Below are 19,626 nucleotides of genomic sequence, written 5' to 3' on the forward strand. Positions count from 1 at the left end.
CATGCAGCAACAGTTGAAACGTTATTCACTTGCCCTCGTATTAGCGGCGTTAACAACGTTTGTTTTAATGTTTAGCATGCAGTCGCTAATTTCTGGTGGCGATGGCGTGTTAACAGAGCCTGCACGAGGTAAGGTGCTTGACTTCATTCGTTTGAAACAAGACGAAGCGGTGGTAAAAAAAGAGCGTAAACCTCAAAAGCCACCGAAGCCGAAAGAGCCACCACCTCAGTTGCAACCACCACAAATGGAACAAAGCCAATCAACGAATGCACTGGCATCAACTAACTTTACTGCGGATGTTGCGGTAGATTCAGGCCTTAGTGGTGGATTAAGTCTAGATGCTAGTGATGGCGATTATTTGCCTATCGTGAAAGTTGCCCCTATCTATCCGCGTCGAGCACAGTCAAGAGGTATTGAAGGTTACGTTATCGTAGAGTTTGTCGTCACCAAAACTGGCGCGGTTAGAGATCCCGTTGTTGTAAAAGCAGAGCCTGAAGGTATCTTCGACCGAGCGGCATTAGATGCCGCATTAAAGTTTAAATATAAACCGCGCGTTGTTGATGGTGAAGCGATGGAAGTAGCGGGCGTTCAAAATAAAATATCGTTTGAAATAGACGGTTAACAGGAGAGACAAATGAAAACTATAAAATTATCTGCTACGTTATTTCTCGTTGTATTGATTTCGTCTGATGTCTTAACTAATCACTGCTTGGCTTTTGGTGGAGAGCCAACAGCTGAAAGCAACACGAAAGAAAGTGTTCGTGTTCCTGCGATGCGTAATCGAGTGTATACGCAACTTGCACGAGCACAACAAGTCGCTGATGCCGGTGATAAGGCCGGTGGGTTAGCTATTCTTGATGAAGTAAAAGATAAAATCGATAGTCTCAATAGTTATGAAGTTGCCATGCTATGGAATTTCTATGGTTTTATGCATTATGGTAATGAGAATCTCGATGGTGCAATTAACAGCTTTGAAAATGTCGTTGCTCAGCAAGCAATTCCGAGTTCATTGCGCTTAGCAACGTTATATTCATTATCGCAACTGTCGATGCAGCAACAAAACTTTAAGCAATCATTAGCTTACCTAGAGCAGTGGCAAGCGATAAATTCAAAACCGCTAAATGCTGATCAACACATCACTTTCGCCCAGATCTATTATCAAGATAAGCAATTTCAACAGTCGTTAACTTCTGTTAAACAAGCGATAGCATTAAAAGAACAACAAGGCGAAATAGCTAAGGAAAACTGGCTAACATTACTTCGTGCTAATTTTTATGAGCTCAAACAGCCTGTGGAAGTTACAGAGGTGATGGAACAGCTGGTTAAGCATTATCCTAAGCCAGAATACTGGTTACAACTAGCAGCGATGTACGGTGAAATAGGTAAAGAAGATAAGCAATTAGCGGTGATGGAAACTGCATATCAAGCAGGTTATATCGAGAAATCGCAAGATATTCTTGCACTTGCACAATTGTATCGATACCACCAAGTACCCTATAAAGCGGCAGTTTTACTAGAAAAAGCTATCGATAGTGGGCAGGTTGTTGCAAACGAACGTAACTTGGAAAGCTTAGCGCTCGCCTATATTTCTGCTAAAGATGATAAAAAGGCAATTCCAGTGTTACAACAAGCAGCGAAAATTGCCGAAACCGGTAAGTTTGATGTTATGTTAGCGCAATCATTTTTAAATTTAGAAATGTGGCAAGAAGCAATAGACTCGGCAGATAATGCGTTAGAACGCGGCGGCATTAAGCGCGAAGGTGATATGCATTTAGTGCTTGGCATGAGCTATTTTAATATTGGAAATTTTGAGCAGTCGTTGATTGCCTTTAATCAAGCTCAAGATATTGCTTCCTCGGAGAAAACCGCCAAACAATGGTACAAGTATGTTGAGCGTGAACAAGGCCAACAACAACGTCTCGCGATGTTGCGCCAATAATCGATGTCAATAAGCGGTTAAAAAAGGCTTTCCTATGAAAGCCTTTTTTATTATCTATTTTTTAATAGGTGATAAGTAACCGAGATTAGTTAATTGCTTTTCATCAAAGGTTTCAACAACGCCACCAATAATGATGAGGCTTGGTGGTTTAACTTGGTGTTTTTCAACGAGCTCCGGCAGGCTAATTAGACAGCCGCGATAAAGTTTTTGTTCAGGCGTTGTTCCTTTATATATTACCGCAGCCGGGGTATTTTTGTCTCGACCAGCTGCGATAAGCTGTTCACATATGGTTGGCAAACTCTTTACCCCCATATAAAAAACAACAGTTTGTTTAGGATCGCTTAGCGTATGCCAAGGCAAGTCTAACTCACCACAATCTTTAACGTGTCCGGTGACTAAACTTGCACTTCGGGCAACTTCTCTATGGGTTAATGGAATACCGACATAGCTAGAGCAAGCCGAAGCGGCAGTCATTCCTGGAACAATGTGGCATGCAATACCGTTTTTCAAAGCATACTGAGCTTCTTCAGAGCCTCGACCAAAAACAAAGGGATCGCCACCTTTAAGTCTGACCACTTTTTTACCTAGCTTTGCATGATCAACCAATAACTGATTGATGCCATCTTGTGGAATTTTATGTTTCGCTTGTTTTTTACCGACGTATATTTTTTCACAAAATTCAGGCACCAACGCCATAATTTCTGGACTGACTAAGCGATCAAATATGACAATGTCAGCTTGTTTAATAAAGTTAAATGCCTGAATAGTTAATAGCTCAGGATCGCCAGGGCCTGTGCCAACTAAGGCGACTTCGCCGTGTTTAAACGCTTGTTTATGAAGACTGCTTGGAAATGACATAGCTAAGATAACAATAGAAACTTTGCGATAGTTTACTCGTTAATATAAGGTTGATCTATGTAAACTTGTCGATCTGGATCACTCGTAGTAAAAATGAAGGCAGACACATTAATCTACGAGTTACGCAATTTTAAAGCGCAAAGCTCTGTCTGATAATAAGTCTTGAAAGGAAACCTTATGGCTAGTCTTGTAAAACCTTACTTAAAAAGAGCTTCAATTGTAGCTGGTGCCACCATTTTAATGGGGTTGGTTTTATCAGTCATCGTATTTAACTCGTCTGATCAAGTAAAGGTTAATACGGAGGAGTTAGTGGAGCAGCGTTTGCCTGTGCTCATTAGTATTAAAGAGTTAATGGCCGATTTGGTTGAACAAGAGCGCATTATTTATGAGTATTACAGCGATCAAAACCACGAGGTATTTTTAAGTAAATCTGCTGAAGTAAATCAAAACTTCAATATGCATTTAGGCGCTATTAGAGCGAGTCAGAAATTTCCTCTGCAACTGACCACTATCTTGTCGAGCCAGCAAACAATATCCGAATTATTTGAGCAGTTTCATCAGCTAATGTTAATTCAGGATGATAACTGGGACGAAATGCGCGATGTTTTGAGCCAAATATCGCAAACTAGGCGAGAGTTAATGCCGACGTTGCTGTTTATTGAACAGGAAACGCAGACCAAAACACAACAAACCTATCAGTCGACAATTGATAAAGTAATGACAACCCACTGGTTGGTGGGGGTATTCGCATTAGTGCTGTTAATTGTTGCAGCAATTGTTTCTTGGTATGTTCGTCAGTACATACTAACGCAGGCAAAAACTACGCGATTAGCAATGTTCTCTCATGCCAATCCAAACCCTATCATTAGTGTAAGTAATACTGGTGAGGTTGTCTTTCATAACCCCGCCAGTGAAAAGATGGCGCAGCGCTTGGGCTTTGAAAAAACGGCGGTAAACAACTTGTTACCGTCAAATTTTACTGATCTGCGCCAAAAAATAGGGCGTAGCAAAAGTCAAAGTATCCGGTTAGAGCAGACCATTGGTAAAACCATCCTTCAATCCAATATTTATTGGCATCAGTCATTAGATGCTTACGATATTCATATTCACGACATTACTCAGCAAAAGCTTGCGGAGCAAGAAGTGCTCAACCTAGCATTTACCCATCAAGAAACACAATTGGCCAATAACTACCAGTTCAAACTCGATGTCGAAAACTTGCTAGCGCAGTCTAAATCGCTAGCAATAGGGATCATTGAAATTAGGCAATTTAATGAAACGTTAAGCACCCTTGGCTTGGATGCGGCGACGAGTTTGATGCGCAGTGTCGCAAAACTGATGGATAAATGCTTGCCACCTAAGGTAAAACTTTATCACTTGAACCAGCAACAATTTGCTGTGGTATTAACCAGTCAAATCGAACATTTAGCTTTACAGAAGTTAACCAAAGACATAACGATGGCAACTCAGCGTCCACTGGTTACCAGTCACGGGGAGTTTTTTGCCGAGCTAGACTTTGGTTTTGCTCGTTTTCCCGAACATGGCAATAATGCCAATGAATTGATTAAAAATGCTCATACTGCTTTGTCTTTGCTAGGCCAACAAGATCATGAAAATTTTATGTTATTTGATGCAGAGCAAGCCCAGCATTTAGATAAGAATCAACAACTACTGGCGAGATTGCGCAACGCAGTGGCGTTGGATGAGCTCTATCTCACTTTCCAGCCACAACTGAGTTTGCAAACTAACCAAGTCGTTGGTGTAGAGACACTCGTGCGTTGGGAGCATCAAGGTCAAGTGATATCACCAGTAGATTTTATTCCGTTAGCTGAACAATCTGGATTGATTGTAGAGATAGGCCATTGGATTTTAGTCAATGCTTGCCTACTTGCAAAACAGTTAATTGACGAAGGATTAATAGACATCGTTGTCGCGGTAAATATTTCGGCGCGGCAGTTTTCCCATCCACAGTTTTGTCATAGTGTCAGTCAAGCATTAGCAAACGCACAGCTACCCGCAAAAAATTTAGAATTAGAAATTACTGAAGGAGTATTCCTTCATAATGAACAAAATACCATTGAGGTATTGAACCATCTTAAAAAAATGGGGTTATCTTTATCCATTGATGATTTTGGTACAGGCTATTCATCACTATCTTATTTAAAACAGTTTCCTGTGGATAAATTAAAAATCGATCAGAGTTTTATTCGGGAAAGCCATACCAATGATGAGGATAAAGCGATCGTCAACACTATTATTAGCCTCGGTAAAAACTTGGGTTTAACGCTTATCGCTGAAGGTGTAGAAGAGCAGGTTCATGTCGACTTTTTAAAAAAGCATTGTTGTGATGAAATACAAGGATACTGGTTCAGTAAACCGCTGCGAGAAAAAGAACTGATGAAGTTTCTGCAAGAGCGTATACCACAGCAAAGTCAAACTCATTTAGGCTAATTGCGGACAGAAGCTAGATAAAAAAAGAGCCAAAGGCACAAAGATTACCTCTGACTCTCTTTAAGTGAATTTGTTCGATCAACTGCCAGCGTTATTTGCGAAGCGCGTCATTTAGCAGTGGACGAATATCTTGAACGATCTCTTTTAATAATCTTGGGCTACTTGCAACAATATTTCCAGATGTTCCGTGATTATGACCACCAGTAAAGTCGGTTACTAAACCACCAGCTTCGACCACAAGCAATTCACCAGCAGCTGTATCCCAAGGTTTTAAGCCTAACTCAAAGAAGCCATCTACGCGACCAGCGGCCACATAAGCTAAATCTAGTGCTGCTGAGCCAGCTCTGCGCATATCAGAAGTTTTCGTAAACAGTGTTTTGAAAATATCAAGATAGGCATTCATGTGTTGTTTTTGCTTAAATGGAAAACCCGTCGCTAAAACAGCACCGGTTAACTCTTTTGGTTGTTTAACGCGGATTCTAAACCCGTTAAGTTGCGCACCTTTACCACGGCTAGCAGTAAATAATTCACCACGAATAGGATCATAGACAACCGCTTGGTCTAATTTACCTTTAACTTTTAAGGCAATTGATACGGCAAAGTGTGGAATGCCTTTAACGAAGTTTGTGGTGCCATCAATCGGATCAATTATCCACTGATAATCATCGTCTTTACCTTCAATTAAACCACATTCTTCACCAATTATCGTGTGAGTAGGGTAGGCTTTAAGAATACTGTCAACAATAGTTTTTTCAGCAGTGATATCAATGTTTGAAACAAAGTCATTGGTGCCTTTGGATTCGACTTCAACACGGTCTTCTTGTTCAAAAGCACGAACAATTACATTTCCAGCGGCACGAGCAGAGCGTACAGCAATATTTAGCATAGGATGCATATCATCACCTTAAAATTAGTTAACAGCATTGTAAAAGAACGTCCTTAATTTCACATTCGAAATTAAGCGGCGCGGATTATAGCAGTTATTGATGGTATAAGCGATTATTTTTAGCTTTCGAATATTTTTGTAATGATTTCATAGCTTTTTATTTGATGATGTCACAAGAAACCACTTTGATTGTTTTTAAACGATCTCAGGTGGGAAGCATAATTGATTAAAAAGTTACTACAGTCGTTAACAAGTATCCCTCAAACACAACGCAAACTTAACGAGATGAGATTGATTACGACAAGCCATTTTTCAATTATTCATTTGTGTAAGGTAACCTCACTCTCAACATCAGGCGTCCTTAGTAAGGTCTTGACAGCGATAATTCGAAATAGTTGCTAGTACAAATAAGCACAGTAAAGAGTACAAAGCTCTAACTACATGAGTCAAAGAATGATTTTTTTCAGTACAACTTTGCCCTTCTATGTTACTATTGCCGAAATTTTTAGCCATCTAGATAGTTATCTGTGTAGTGGCGTTTAATGTAATTCATTTATTATTAAGTAAAAGATACGTCATGTTAGATTCAGTAAAAATAGTCTTGGTTAATACCAGTGACTGCCGCAACATTGGCTCCGCGGCGAGAGCGATGAAAACGATGGGGCTGAGCCAGTTGATTTTAGTTGATCCCATAGAGATGCCTAATGGACAAGCACAAGCCTTGGCTGCTGGGGCTACAGATGTGTTGGCAAACGTGAAAGTGGTTAAAACGTTAGAAGAAGCAATCAGTGATTGTGGATTAGTCGTTGGCACAAGCGCTCGTTCTCGGACCTTACCTTGGCCGATGCTTGAACCACGAGAGTGTGGTGAAAAGCTGATAGAAGAAGTAAAGGATTATCCGGTTGCATTAGTTTTTGGTAGAGAAAGCAGTGGCTTAACTAATGAAGAGCTACAACTTTGCCATTTTCATGTACAAATTCCAGCTAACCCTGAATATAGCTCACTTAATTTAGCGATGGCGGTACAAACATTAAGCTATGAAGTACGCATGGCTTACCTTGAGGTTACAAAACAGCAGGCATTAGAAAAAGCGAATCCTGATAGAAGCGACGAGGAAGAAGTGTATCCAGTCGTTGATGAAACTGAACGTATGTTTGAGCATTTTGAAAGTGCTTTAAAAGCAACAGGTTTTATCATCCCAAGTCATCCAGGATTAGTGATGACCAAACTGAGACGATTTATTAATCGTGCGCGCCCAGATATGAAAGAAGTCAAAATGTGGCGTGGAATTTTGTCGTCTATTGAAAAAGCGGCGAAGAAAAAGTCAATATAGAAAAGGAATAGGTCGAATATGTTTAGTCGCATCAAAGAAGATATCAATAGTGTCTTTGATAGAGATCCCGCAGCACGGAACTGGTTTGAGGTTTTAACCAACTATCCAGGTATGCATGCTATTTGGATCCACCGGTTGAGTAATAAGCTGTGGCGACATAATTTTAAATTGTTGGCGAGGTTGCTTTCGACTTTTTCAAGATGGTTAACAGGGGTAGAAATTCATCCCGGCGCTACCTTAGGAAGACGTGTTTTTATTGATCATGGCATGGGTATTGTTATTGGGGAGACAGCCGAAATCGGCGATGATGTGACGCTTTATCATGGTGTAACGCTAGGTGGTACCAGTTGGAATGCGGGTAAACGCCACCCAACATTAGGTAATAAAGTGGTCATTGGCGCAGGCGCTCAAGTACTTGGCCCTATAACGATAGGCGCTGGCGGTAAAGTTGGTTCAAACTCTGTCGTGGTTAAAGATGTGCCGGAAAACGCGACAGCGGTTGGTATACCTGCTCGTATTGTTAATGATAAAAATGGCCAAAGTGAAAAAGTTAAACGAGAACAAGCTGCTCGCCGCTTTGGTTTCGATGCTTACGCTGTCTCTGCCGATAATCCCGATCCTGTTGCTAAAGCGATAGGGCGGTTGCTTGATCATGTTCATTTAATGGACCATAAAGTCGCCGATCTTTGTAAAGAAGTTAACAAATTGGGTGGTGAGGTTTGCCAAGATGCTTTACCTGAATTAAGAGTCGGTGAATTTGATGAAGATGAGAAAGCAGCAGCATCTCGCCGACAAGCGCAAGTCGAATCTTTTGATCCTGAAATATAGCCCTAAAGGCAATACCTGACTAAATTTGTCAAGTATTGCTTGACCTTGTTCAGCTATCCGTTAAAATACCTGAGTAATACAGTCAGGTATTAACTTGACTAATTTATATGGTTATGTAAAATGCGCGGCAAATCTTAAGGGGTGTGTAATGAAATTAACGTCAAAAGGACGCTACGCGGTAACAGCTATGTTAGATGTTGCGATTCACGCTGCGTCTGGCCCCGTTCCATTAGCCGATATTTCTGAACGTCAAGGCATTTCCTTGTCTTATCTAGAACAATTATTTTCGCGTTTGAGAAAGCATGGTCTTGTTCACAGTGTAAGAGGTCCAGGTGGTGGTTATCGTTTAGGTAAGTGCTCGGCAGAAATTGCCATCGCTGATGTTATCAGTGCCGTAGACGAAAGTGTCAATGCAACTAAATGCGGAGGCAAGGGAGATTGTCAATCAGGCAAGCAGTGTCTAACCCATACACTTTGGGAAGATTTAAGTAACCGAATTGAAGAATTTTTACAGAGTATTTCTTTGTCAGAGCTCGTAGAACAAAGAAATGTGCAATTAATATCTGAGCGACAAGATAATTCGCAAAGCAAGAAGCAACCTAAAGGCTCTCTTGAGACATTAATTGCCACAACCAATATTTTGCATGACTGTTAGGCAGTCAATTTAAGCGTTGGAGTATTATAGCCCATGAAGCTACCGATTTATTTTGATTATTCAGCGACAACCCCTGCTGACAAGCGTGTTGCTGAAAAAATGATGCAATACATGACAACCGATGGGATTTATGGAAATCCTGCGTCTCGTTCGCATAAGTTTGGTTGGCAGGCTGAAGAAGCCGTCGACATTGCACGTAATCAGGTGGCAGAGCTCATCAATGCTGATCCTCGTGAAATTGTATTTACCTCGGGCGCCACAGAGTCAGATAATTTAGCCATTAAAGGTGCTGCTAATTTCTACGGACGCAAAGGTAAACATATAATTACCTGTAAAACCGAGCATAAAGCCGTACTTGATACCTGCCGTGAAATGGAGCGCCAAGGTTTTGAAGTGACTTATTTAGAACCGGAATCAAACGGTTTATTGGACCTTGGTAAGCTGGTTGAAGCAATGCGTGATGATACGGTGTTAGTGTCAATTATGCATATTAATAACGAGATCGGTGTTATCCAAGATATTGCTGAGATCGGCGAGTTATGCCGAGCTCGTAAAATTGTCTTCCATGTCGATGCTGCGCAAAGCGTTGGTAAAATTCCAGTAGACATGCAAGCGTTGAAAGTGGATTTATTGTCAATTTCTGCGCATAAAATGTATGGACCGAAAGGTATCGGCGCGCTATATGTTCGTCGTAAGCCACGTATTCGTTTAGAAGCTCAAATGCATGGAGGTGGCCATGAACGTGGTATGCGTTCTGGCACGTTGGCTACTCATCAAATCGTTGGTATGGGCGAAGCATGCCGTATCGCTAAAGAAGAAATGGAACAAGATTTAGCGCACGTTACCAAAATGCGTGACCGTTTATGGGCAGGTATTAGCGATATGGAACAAGTGTTCATTAATGGTGATGTTGAGAAACGCTATCCAGGCAACTTAAACGTTAGTTTTGCGTTCGTTGAAGGTGAATCATTAATCATGGCGTTGAAAGATTTAGCGGTTTCATCAGGCTCTGCCTGTACTTCAGCAAGTCTTGAACCTTCATATGTATTAAGAGCGTTAGGCTTGAATGATGAAATGGCGCACAGCTCAATTCGTTTTAGCTTCGGCCGTTTTACTAGTGAAGAAGAAGTTGATTACGCTATTGACTTGATTAAGAAATCAATCGGTCATTTACGTGAAATGTCACCGCTTTGGGAAATGTTCCAAGAAGGTATAGATTTAGATTCTGTTGAATGGGTCGCTCACTAAGAGCAATCGGGAGAGATTATTATGGCGTACAGTGAAAAAGTTATCGATCATTACGAAAATCCAAGAAACGTAGGTTCTATGGATAAAAATGACCCACAAGTTGCAACAGGTATGGTAGGTGCCCCAGCTTGTGGCGACGTTATGAAACTACAACTCAAGATTAATGACTTAGGTATCATTGAAGATGCGAAGTTTAAAACCTATGGTTGTGGTTCAGCTATCGCGTCTAGTTCTTTAGTAACCGAGTGGGTAAAAGGTAAATCGATTGATGAAGCCGCTGAAATTAAAAACACAGCGATTGCAGAAGAATTAGCGTTACCACCAGTTAAAATTCACTGCTCAATATTAGCAGAAGATGCAATAAAAGCGGCGATTGAAGATTATAAAAGTAAACACACTAGTTAGGCAGTAAGGAGTAACCATGAGTGTTACTATGACGCCAGCAGCGTCAGAGCGTGTTAGAACATTTATTGCAAACCGAGGCAAAGGCCTTGGTTTGCGTTTAGGTATCAAAACAACAGGGTGTTCAGGGTTAGCTTATGTCCTTGAATTTGTTGATGAACTGAACGAAGATGATAGTTTATTTGAAGTTGACGATGTCAATATCATTATCGATGCAAAAAGTTTAGTTTATTTGGATGGTATCGAACTTGATTTTGTTAAAGAAGGTTTAAACGAAGGCTTTAAGTTTACCAACCCAAATGCTAAAGGCGAGTGTGGTTGCGGCGAAAGCTTCAACGTTTAATAGTAAATAACTGCAGTACTTCGGAGCGCTTGTGAATTACTTTGAAATTTTTGGTCTACCAGAAGTTTTTAATATTGATACAACGGCACTAACAGAGCGTTATCAGTCGATCCAAAAAAGTGTTCACCCAGATAAGTTTGCGCATGCTTCGAGCCAAGACAGAAATTTGGCCGTTAAGAAATCAACGTTAGTTAATGATGCTTTTCAAACGTTAAAGAACCCTTTGAAAAGAGCGCAATACATGCTTGAGTTGCGCGGTGTAGAATTGCCTAATGAACAAGCTTCATTTAGTGATAATATGTTTTTGATGCGCCAAATGGAGCTAAGGGAAATGTTGGATGATGTTAAGCATTCCGATGATCCGGATACCGCTATTTTTGAAGCAACTCAAGTACTTGACTCCGAATATCAAGAAATTTTTATCGCAATGCAAGCGTGCTTGAATGAACGTACCGAACAAGCAAATAAGCAAGCTTCTCAACACCTTCGTAAACTAACGTTTTATCATAAGCTGCAAGTAGAGTTAGATAAAATTGAAGATTTACTGTTTGATGACTAATCGTATTAATAAGTGATCAAATACCTCATTCATAAAAGAATTCATTGCAATTTTAAATGACAATAATGGGTCCACAATGGCTTTATTACAAATCGCAGAACCAGGACAAAGTACAACCCCGCACGAACATCGACTGGCGGCAGGTATTGATTTAGGCACAACTAACTCTTTAGTAGCAAGTGTCAAAAGTGGCTTAGCTGAGACGATACCTGATGAACAGGGCCGTGATATTTTGCCTTCAGTAGTCAGCTTCCAACAAGACCAGGTCCTGCTTGGCGATGAGGCAAAACTTAAAGCGGTGAGTGATCCTGAAAATACCATTGTATCTGCTAAACGTCTCATTGGTCGCTCACTCGCTGATATCAGAGCGAAGTATCCCTCATTACCTTACCAGTTTGTTGGTGATGAAAATCACCCTAATATTTTAACACGTACGGGGGAAGTAAACCCTGTGCAGGTTTCAGCGGAAATTTTAAAAGATTTAAGTAAACGTGCAGAGCAAGCCTTAGGTGGTGAGCTAACTGGGGTTGTGATTACTGTGCCGGCATATTTTGATGATGCACAACGTCAAAGCACTAAAGATGCTGCTAAACTTGCAGGTTTAAATGTTTTACGTTTACTTAACGAACCAACAGCAGCGGCAGTGGCCTATGGCTTGGACAGTGGGCAAGAAGGCCTAGTAGCAGTTTACGACTTAGGTGGTGGAACGTTTGATATTTCCATTCTTAGGCTAAACAAAGGGGTCTTTGAAGTGTTAGCAACCGGAGGTGATTCTGCTTTGGGTGGCGATGACTTTGATGTTGCCCTCGTTAATCACCTCGTTGAGCAAGCAAGTTTAGCAAGGCCATTATCAACTAGGTTAGAGCGCCAGTTGTTAGAACAAGCATGTCAAGCTAAAGAAGCCCTGACGGATGCAGAAAATCATACAGTGACGCTAACGTTAGACGATGGTAAAACATGGTCTTATGATATCACTCGTCATGGTTTTGAGACCATTATTCAGCCTTTGGTTGCTAAAACGATGCGAGCGTGTCGCAGAGCATTAAAAGATGCCGGCGTAAGTGCTGAAGACGTTAACGAAGTGATCATGGTGGGTGGCTCAACTAGAGTTCCCCTTGTTAGAGCGCAAGCTAATACGTTTTTCAAGAAAGAACCGTTAACTTCTATCGATCCAGACAAAGTTGTCGCTATTGGCGCTGCGATTCAAGCGGATATTCTTGCGGGTAACAAACCTGATAATGAAATGCTTTTACTCGACGTTATTCCTCTGTCGCTTGGATTGGAGACCATGGGGGGACTGGTAGAAAAAGTTATTCCAAGAAACACCACAATTCCGGTTGCAAAAGCCCAAGAATTTACCACTTTTAAAGACGGCCAAACAGCAATGGCTATCCATGTGTTGCAAGGTGAACGCGAGCTCGTTGATGATTGTCGTTCTTTAGCGCGTTTTGAATTACGTGGCATACCTGCAATGACAGCTGGTGCAGCGCACATCAGAGTAACCTTTAAGGTTGATGCTGACGGCTTACTGGAAGTTAGCGCGATGGAGAAGTCTACAGGCGTTGAATCCAGTATTACTGTCAAACCTTCCTTTGGACTTGAAGAAGACCAAATAGCTGATATGTTGAAGGCCTCTATGGCGAATGCCAAAGAGGACATTCAAGCACGTATGCTAAAAGAGCAGCAAGTTGAAGCCGCTCGTGTAATAGAGTCGGTGCAGGCTGCCTTAAGCGCTGATAGCAAATTATTAAATGAAAATGAAATAGCTCAAATTAACCAAGCCATTTCTTCATTGGCTCAAACGAGTCAAAAGGGAAGCGCGGACGATATCGAAGCCGCGATAGAAAAATTAAATCAGGCCACGGCAAATTTTGCTGAAAGACGTATGGACTCTTCGATTCGAGCTGCATTGTCTGGCCATTCAGTTGACGAGGTATAAGGGTATGCCACAAATTATATTTTTGCCTAATGACGAGCTATGCCCAGATGGCGCTGTAGTTCAAGCCGAAAAAGGTGAGAGCGTATTAAACGTTGCCTTAAAAAATGATATTGGTATTGAGCATGCCTGTGAAAAAGTGTGTGCTTGTACAACTTGTCATGTGATTATTCGTGAAGGTTTTGATTCGCTTGAAGAGAGTGACGAACTTGAAGAAGATATGCTTGATAAAGCCTGGGGGTTAGAGCCAGAATCACGCTTAGGGTGTCAGGCTATAGTCGCAGACGAAGATTTAGTGGTAGAAATTCCTAAATACACCGTGAATATGGTATCTGAAAATCATTAGTGTATTCGCTTTGTAAACTTCGAATAGAAAGGGTAATGACCATTAAGTGTTATTACCCTTTTTTGATCGGACACACTGTTCTAGACGATATTATTCATACGGCTCATCTTCGTTATTTTTGCAGTTCTCATCATCATTACCGGACTGCTGTCGCTTGAGCTCAGTCCTAAGTTGGAGCAAGGCTCGTAACGTTGCCTGTTTAGCATTATGATTTAGTAACCTTCTATTCAATATGACATCAACAGCATAATTTCATATTAGCAATTCGGCTAAAATCCTAAGATTGACTAATAAATTGGGTCAGGTATAAATTAAAATAAAGTGTACTTGACTCTAATTATTAAAATCACGCATCAAATGATTGGCAATAAGCGCGGTAGGTATCGGCATTATTTGCACGTTGCATCTCAGTAAGCTCCGAATATTGCGGCTGCCAAGTATAAGCATGATCGACCGTTCCACCTACACCATGTGATAATTCATGTAAAATAGTGCCTGTACCTGTACGTTGGTTTATTGCGTTTGGTATATATACGTTCCCTGTAAAGAATGCCGGCGCAATAAAAATGTCTAAAGGTTCTGCAGGCTCAACTCCTCTAGCGATAACAAAGGCTTCGACATTTGATAAAGCTACACCATCTGGTAAAGGTCCTATCGATAAGGCAGAAAATGCCAATTCGTCCGGCACGTAATGCATTTGTATAACTTGTTCCGTTACAATGCGGTCGTGCATACTGCGGATGATTCGTTGCACATGTGCTAATTGAGTAAGTCCAGCATCATTAAAATGTTCGATATAGGAACCTCTCGCTTCTTCATCTCTTTGAACTGCTTTTACTGAAAGATATGCTCGAGTAAGCATACGAGTTATTCTTTCTGCTGCACCTTGGGTTGTCATTAGCCTAGAATGTGTCCAAGAAGAATTCGTCCAGTTAAACGCCATAATTATTTTCCTTATTTCTGATTAAAACCTGACGTTTATCTATTGCTCAACTAAAAGTTTAGAGAAATAGTTATGACTACGTTATAATTAGCTGTGCTTCGTATAGCTAAACATCAGAATATGAAATTAAAAGCGCATAGCAAACTTCGCTATGCGCTGTTGTACTTGCTTAGTTAAGTACACCTTGCAATGCACCTTGACCTGCTTTTTTTAACAGATTTAATGCGCTTCCCCAGAACGCAGGGTTAATGCCCGCTGCTTTAGCTTCTGCAACACGGTTTGTACGGTCAACACTTTTTGCTTGAGTTGGTAATTTCATTGTGATTCTCCTTAAGAGACAGTAGTTAAATTTGGGGAATATCCCCGGTTATATACCGACAAGTATTTGTCAGTAATTCGGTTGGCGTTTACCGCCTAATATGCATGCCAGCTACGTAATGTACCTATGGTTACTGGCATTAAATCGCTGACGTCTATGGTGTAGCGGTATAATTTCCGCGCAGCAGTAAGACGTTCACTGGGATTAAAAAACTCTAATATGACGTCCCAACAGTCAGATTCAGGCCGACTTACAGGGCTTTCTGTCGCACTGATTTTGTTGAGGAAAAGGTTTTCTTTAAAGGCATCATCAAATATCTCTTTCATTTGATAGGCATTGGTTGCGGCATAGTTGATGGCGCGTTCGTGAGACGCTGCACCGCGATTACGTAGTTCGTAATAAATACGGTTAAGAAAGTTAGTGAGTTGCGCTGACTGAGGGGAGTTCGTTGCTGCTGTCCCCATGACTAACTGTGCTAATTCTTTTGACTTCCAATTAAACATGCCGCGCAATATAGGTGAAATCGTAGGAATGACATGACCATTAAAAAGCCGTGTTTCACCGGTGATAATCCCTGCTATTGATACGCGCTCTACGCCCGCGTTTTCTTGATCATTAAGAAACTCCACTAAACGGGCATATTGAAGTACAGCAAATTGATTATCGGGCTCTATTGCGTATACTGGAATGCCGTCAATTTTTAATGTCCAAATTAGCGCATTCGACTCTTCTGCGTTGTCACCTTCGTTTAAGTGGGAGGCCATTTGTACGGGATCAAAGGGGTGCCCTTTTTGATTGCCCATGACTTGGGTAAAATAATCAAGCCTTGCTTCGGTGCCAAAGTCGTAACCTATGGTGCCGATTAAAAATACTTTCTCGGCATATTTGGCATTTCTTGCATCCATTGCACTTTGTGGTGTTACTTTAGATTGCGTTATGTGCACATGGTTGTTTGCCGCAGGATCGCTAATTTGCGGTAAAGATAATGACGATGCCGATATCTGTTCAGGTTCGATAGGCGTGCTACTTGACGGTGAAAGTTCACTTTCAGGGATCTCCGCACATTCAATACTTGCTTCGCTTGGTACAATACTGGTTTCGCTATCTATAGCGGGCTCTGTTGTAGTCTTTGACATGGTATTAGTCCTTTTATTTATTTGTGGTGTTACGGTGAAAACATCCTGCTTAACTAATTCGAGTAAAGCGGGAATATTGAGTCGAAAAAAGCTATTGTTTTTTTCATACGCGGTACTCGCTATTTGCGTTGCGCTGTTGAAAAGTAACCTTTCCAGCGTTTCTATTGTTGGTAGTGCGTTGGTTTTTCGACGTAAAGTGGCAATTAAAAGTGCAGCTATTCCACTAACAATAGGGGTAGCAAAGCTACTGCCACTGACGATAGCGAGGTCACTTTCAGGAAACGCAACAGGCATATCTACACCTGATGCGAGTAACATTTTTTTTCGTAGTTTTGGCCCAACATTATTGAAGTTGGCAGGTTTTCCATTGGTATCACAAGCGCCAACAGCGAGCACATGGTGTAAAGAGGCTGGAATAGATTCGCTTTTTTGTCCGTCATTACCGACTGCGGCGATGATCAATACCTTATTGTGACAACAATGTCTTATAGCTTGACGCAGTTCATCGCTGCCTATGCCATTGAGTGACAATGAAGCACCGCTGATGTTAATAATGTTGCAACCTGCATTATTCGCTTGCGTAATTGCTTTTGCGAGCTGTCGCTCAGAGCAACCATGAATATGGCCATTAACATCTTCACTAAATACTGGGAAGCTGTGTATTTCTGCTTGTGGAGCGATTCCTATGCTTTTTCCGACGATTAAGCTACAAACCGAGGTACCATGTTTGGTGTGTTGAGCATCTAGGGGTTGGCTAATTTGCAAGTGGCTAAGTAAAGGGTGATTACAGTCAATACCACCGTCTACTACACCCACTTTGATGTCTTTTCCCAACGAGCCTAATTGTTGTAAACTTTCTAGAGCAATGGTGTTCGTGTTTACGAGCGCGTTGTTCTTAGCCATGAGGCAATTTCCTTATAGTTTAGCTCTTGGCAGAGCTATTGATTCCGTTCAACCTTGTTTGTTGTGATTATCTTAGGTGAAGTAAAAATAATTTTTGGTATCAATTTAGTATCACTTAACAAGCATTAGCTTTTTAAAAAGATAGATTTCTTCAAAAAACAGCCATCAAAAGCGATGTGAGAATATTTCGTTGATCTGCTTGTCGTCTTTATATTGTTGCAATATGCGATATAGGTCATTGCATAGGGTGGAGAGTTTTTCGTGTTCAGGCCGGTTTGATAATGTTGTCACTAATTGCCAGTTAATTGTTGTTTTTTTTAGTTGAAGCTCTTGAGTAAGATCGCTAATAAAGCCAGGTTTTTGTCTAATAAGCGAGTCAATGCTGACATTAAAAAATGTCGCAAATTTTTTGATGGTTGAATTTGAGAGAGGTTGGTTTAATTCTGCTCGTTTAACCGTTGCAATAGAGATATAGCAACGTTCTTGCAAACTTTTTTCGGACAAAGCCTCTTGGCTTAGCCCCTTTTTAACCTTAAGAATTTAAGATAAGTACTATTGAGATAATTTTTACTCTTGTTCATTCTACTTCCTTGATGTGAGTTACTCTTTTCCATATCATCTTGATAAATAAACCATTATTTATCGTGAGTTTAGCTATTACAACCTTACAGGAATAATTGCTTTATTGTAAGTATTTATTTTTATGTAAGTTTGAAGGGGCGATTGAGTTCTTACCTTCAAATTTACATATTTTAGAAGTGAGTAGCCACTTACCCTGAAAGTTATAATAAAATTCGTTATGGCATGAAAGTCACTAGGGGACTCTCCTTGTAATAGAGCTCGAAGTTCAGTTAGACGTTCAGTTTTGAGAGAAGACTTATAAGTCTCTTTTGCAGTCTAAATAGTCACCCATTTTCCATTGCTCCTTATAGACTTCCCAGGTCACTTTAAATTCGTTTTTATCAATAAATTCATAGGTAAATCGATTTTCGGCCCATAGTGGTTTAATAAAAGGTTTGGCGCTAATGGTGAGTTTATTTGCATTCCATTTATCACTGGCATACACATCATAATAGATATCTCCTTTTAAAAAATAATGCCGAGAAATAACCAAATTTTCTAAATTCTTACTATATGCCCATGAAGACACCAGTTTATTTGTGTGCCCTTTAGTACCTTGTTGTGTAAATTGATAGACGTTTTCACCATAGCCTTGTTCAAAGGTAATGGTGGCTGCGGTTTGTAAGCCTTTGGAAGATTCTCCAACACATTGCCACTTGCCTTCAAGATTTTGAAAAAAAATGTTTAGTGATTCAGGTGAATTCGCTGAACTAGCTAAAGCCAAGCTTGAGAAAAACAGGGGTAACATCAATGAACTTTTAATTGCCATATTCGAATCTTTATTTTTCATAATGCATTCCTTTTCACTTAAAAATAGTTAAAACTTTACCATTCAACTGACTAAATCAGTTACGAATGACTATAAAGTAAACAGTCGCAGATATGTCGCTTATTGTGTTACAGATTGTGAATGGGTTAGGTTAATACATGGCAATATATGAAACTCATTTTTTTTAAATGGCAATCAATTTACTTTTGTCCAATCAGCATACTGCCATCATCTAGAAATTGAAGTACTACTTGCTTTTTCGGGCGGTTTTTATCAAATAAATAACTATATTTTTCAACGATTCTTTTTCTATCGGCATTGGATCTCGCCGTTGCCATTTCGTCGCGAAATGGTTGTCGCTCCATAATTCCAGCATAATGGCTCGCTAAAGCAGCTGTAGTCGATAAGGCGTTTAACACAAGCGGGTTTTCATCTAAGGCTTTTTTTAATTCAGCGCTATGTTGATAGTTTGCAGGTAATACAAGGCGTCCTTCCTGATCAAACTCCATTGTTGCGGGATACTCAGGGATGCCATACTGTTCAAGCAGTGATTGCACTTTGTGCTGAGTGTATTTCGCCAGCGTATTAACATTATGCTCTGTAGGGAGTAGCAAAGGTATATCTAATAGGCTTTTTTTGCCGGGAGTAGGCGTAAGGTAATCATCTAAATCAAGTTCTATATTTCCTTTGCTGGTATGCATAGTAACCCCTTCGGCTGATTTATCCTTGATTTCAGGTGAGTAGAGGTTGCTCTCTTGCATTTCTATTAATTTTGCCGAGAACTGCGTACTCGGCTCAAATGTCTTAGTTGACAAGTTGGCTTGAAAATAATCAGTTGATTTAGGAACTGCTTTGGCAACTATCTGCATGAGAAATCTCCATTTTACATGATGTTTATTGCGAGTTTATGTTGTGCAAATGTGAAACAGCAAATTGTGCGCCAGAAGTTAAAGTTCCGTCAGTAGAGGGGAACTGGTTTAAACAAAGTTATGACGGCAAATAATTACCGCTAGCATAAACAAAAAGTAAGCAGTCTTACTCAAATTTTGTCAGTACCAATGACGACACCATCAGTAAATAAGACGTTTTGCCGTCGATGGAGCTATCGTGATTTGCGTTGCAAGGTTAGTCGTTAAATTTTGCTTGGTACG

The 19,626-nt window shown here is 40.6% G+C and carries 20 protein-coding genes; 12 read left to right on the forward strand and 8 right to left on the reverse strand.

Annotated features, from left to right (window positions below):
- The first annotated feature begins 1 nt into the window (after position 1).
- Entirely contained in the window at positions 2 to 622 is a 621-nt protein-coding gene (locus ACSLUH_RS16540) for an energy transducer TonB (RefSeq protein WP_448569017.1), read from the forward strand.
- 12 nt (positions 623 to 634) lie between these two features.
- Complete coding sequence (locus tag ACSLUH_RS16545) at positions 635 to 1,939, forward strand: tetratricopeptide repeat protein (protein WP_448569019.1); 1,305 nt, start codon at positions 635 to 637, stop codon at positions 1,937 to 1,939.
- 54 nt (positions 1,940 to 1,993) lie between these two features.
- Here ACSLUH_RS16545 and cobA read toward each other — a convergent pair whose 3' ends face one another.
- Positions 1,994 to 2,797, reverse strand: coding sequence for a uroporphyrinogen-III C-methyltransferase (gene cobA / locus ACSLUH_RS16550; RefSeq protein WP_448569021.1), 804 nt, complete (start codon positions 2,795 to 2,797; stop codon positions 1,994 to 1,996).
- A gap of 177 nt (positions 2,798 to 2,974) precedes the next feature.
- Here cobA and ACSLUH_RS16555 point away from each other — a divergent pair, with 177 nt between their 5' ends.
- Positions 2,975 to 5,248 carry a putative bifunctional diguanylate cyclase/phosphodiesterase gene (locus tag ACSLUH_RS16555; RefSeq protein WP_448569023.1) on the forward strand — a complete coding sequence of 758 codons (2,274 nt, stop codon included), beginning with the start codon at positions 2,975 to 2,977 and terminating at the stop codon, positions 5,246 to 5,248.
- Between the two features lie 91 nt (positions 5,249 to 5,339).
- Here ACSLUH_RS16555 and suhB read toward each other — a convergent pair whose 3' ends face one another.
- Positions 5,340 to 6,143 carry an inositol-1-monophosphatase gene (gene suhB / locus ACSLUH_RS16560; protein WP_448569025.1) on the reverse strand — a complete coding sequence of 268 codons (804 nt, stop codon included), beginning with the start codon at positions 6,141 to 6,143 and terminating at the stop codon, positions 5,340 to 5,342.
- Between the two features lie 568 nt (positions 6,144 to 6,711).
- On the opposite strand from suhB, the gene trmJ reads away from it, so the two are divergent.
- The 9 genes from trmJ to fdx all read left to right on the forward strand — a co-directional run bounded on the left by trmJ (position 6,712) and on the right by fdx (position 13,784).
- Positions 6,712 to 7,467, forward strand: a complete 756-nt coding sequence (trmJ, locus tag ACSLUH_RS16565) for a tRNA (cytosine(32)/uridine(32)-2'-O)-methyltransferase TrmJ (protein WP_448569027.1) — start codon at positions 6,712 to 6,714, stop codon at positions 7,465 to 7,467.
- Positions 7,468 to 7,485: 18 nt separating this feature from the next.
- On the forward strand, positions 7,486 to 8,295 hold the full coding sequence (gene cysE, locus ACSLUH_RS16570; RefSeq protein WP_448569029.1) for a serine O-acetyltransferase: 810 nt from the start codon (positions 7,486 to 7,488) through the stop codon (positions 8,293 to 8,295).
- Positions 8,296 to 8,443: 148 nt separating this feature from the next.
- Positions 8,444 to 8,950, forward strand: a complete 507-nt coding sequence (gene iscR / locus ACSLUH_RS16575) for a Fe-S cluster assembly transcriptional regulator IscR (RefSeq protein ID WP_448569031.1) — start codon at positions 8,444 to 8,446, stop codon at positions 8,948 to 8,950.
- 33 nt (positions 8,951 to 8,983) lie between these two features.
- On the forward strand, positions 8,984 to 10,198 hold the full coding sequence (locus ACSLUH_RS16580; protein WP_448569033.1) for an IscS subfamily cysteine desulfurase: 1,215 nt from the start codon (positions 8,984 to 8,986) through the stop codon (positions 10,196 to 10,198).
- Between the two features lie 21 nt (positions 10,199 to 10,219).
- Positions 10,220 to 10,603, forward strand: a complete 384-nt coding sequence (gene iscU / locus ACSLUH_RS16585) for a Fe-S cluster assembly scaffold IscU (RefSeq protein WP_448569035.1) — start codon at positions 10,220 to 10,222, stop codon at positions 10,601 to 10,603.
- A gap of 16 nt (positions 10,604 to 10,619) precedes the next feature.
- A complete protein-coding gene (gene iscA, locus ACSLUH_RS16590; RefSeq protein ID WP_448569037.1) occupies positions 10,620 to 10,943 on the forward strand; it encodes an iron-sulfur cluster assembly protein IscA in 324 nt (107 codons plus the stop codon).
- A 31-nt stretch (positions 10,944 to 10,974) separates the two neighbouring features.
- Entirely contained in the window at positions 10,975 to 11,502 is a 528-nt protein-coding gene (gene hscB, locus ACSLUH_RS16595; protein ID WP_448569039.1) for a co-chaperone HscB, read from the forward strand.
- Positions 11,503 to 11,578: 76 nt separating this feature from the next.
- The gene (hscA, locus tag ACSLUH_RS16600; RefSeq protein WP_448569041.1) at positions 11,579 to 13,441 is read left to right on the forward strand and encodes a Fe-S protein assembly chaperone HscA; all 1,863 of its coding nucleotides are present in this window, start codon (positions 11,579 to 11,581) and stop codon (positions 13,439 to 13,441) included.
- A 4-nt stretch (positions 13,442 to 13,445) separates the two neighbouring features.
- Positions 13,446 to 13,784 carry an ISC system 2Fe-2S type ferredoxin gene (gene fdx, locus ACSLUH_RS16605; RefSeq protein WP_448569043.1) on the forward strand — a complete coding sequence of 113 codons (339 nt, stop codon included), beginning with the start codon at positions 13,446 to 13,448 and terminating at the stop codon, positions 13,782 to 13,784.
- 346 nt (positions 13,785 to 14,130) lie between these two features.
- Here fdx and ACSLUH_RS16610 read toward each other — a convergent pair whose 3' ends face one another.
- From ACSLUH_RS16610 to ACSLUH_RS16635, 6 genes are all read right to left on the reverse strand, one after another.
- Positions 14,131 to 14,727 carry a M35 family metallo-endopeptidase gene (locus ACSLUH_RS16610; protein WP_448569045.1) on the reverse strand — a complete coding sequence of 199 codons (597 nt, stop codon included), beginning with the start codon at positions 14,725 to 14,727 and terminating at the stop codon, positions 14,131 to 14,133.
- A gap of 169 nt (positions 14,728 to 14,896) precedes the next feature.
- Entirely contained in the window at positions 14,897 to 15,046 is a 150-nt protein-coding gene (locus ACSLUH_RS16615) for a hypothetical protein (protein ID WP_448569047.1), read from the reverse strand.
- Positions 15,047 to 15,141: 95 nt separating this feature from the next.
- Complete coding sequence (locus tag ACSLUH_RS16620) at positions 15,142 to 17,085, reverse strand: PatA/PatG family cyanobactin maturation protease (RefSeq protein WP_448569049.1); 1,944 nt, start codon at positions 17,083 to 17,085, stop codon at positions 15,142 to 15,144.
- A 165-nt stretch (positions 17,086 to 17,250) separates the two neighbouring features.
- On the reverse strand, positions 17,251 to 17,589 hold the full coding sequence (locus ACSLUH_RS16625) for a hypothetical protein (protein ID WP_448569051.1): 339 nt from the start codon (positions 17,587 to 17,589) through the stop codon (positions 17,251 to 17,253).
- A 373-nt stretch (positions 17,590 to 17,962) separates the two neighbouring features.
- Positions 17,963 to 18,496 carry a hypothetical protein gene (locus ACSLUH_RS16630; protein ID WP_448569053.1) on the reverse strand — a complete coding sequence of 178 codons (534 nt, stop codon included), beginning with the start codon at positions 18,494 to 18,496 and terminating at the stop codon, positions 17,963 to 17,965.
- Between the two features lie 179 nt (positions 18,497 to 18,675).
- Positions 18,676 to 19,344 carry a hypothetical protein gene (locus ACSLUH_RS16635; protein ID WP_448569055.1) on the reverse strand — a complete coding sequence of 223 codons (669 nt, stop codon included), beginning with the start codon at positions 19,342 to 19,344 and terminating at the stop codon, positions 18,676 to 18,678.
- Positions 19,345 to 19,626: the final 282 nt, after the last annotated feature.

This window comes from Thalassotalea ganghwensis (genome assembly GCF_053485795.1).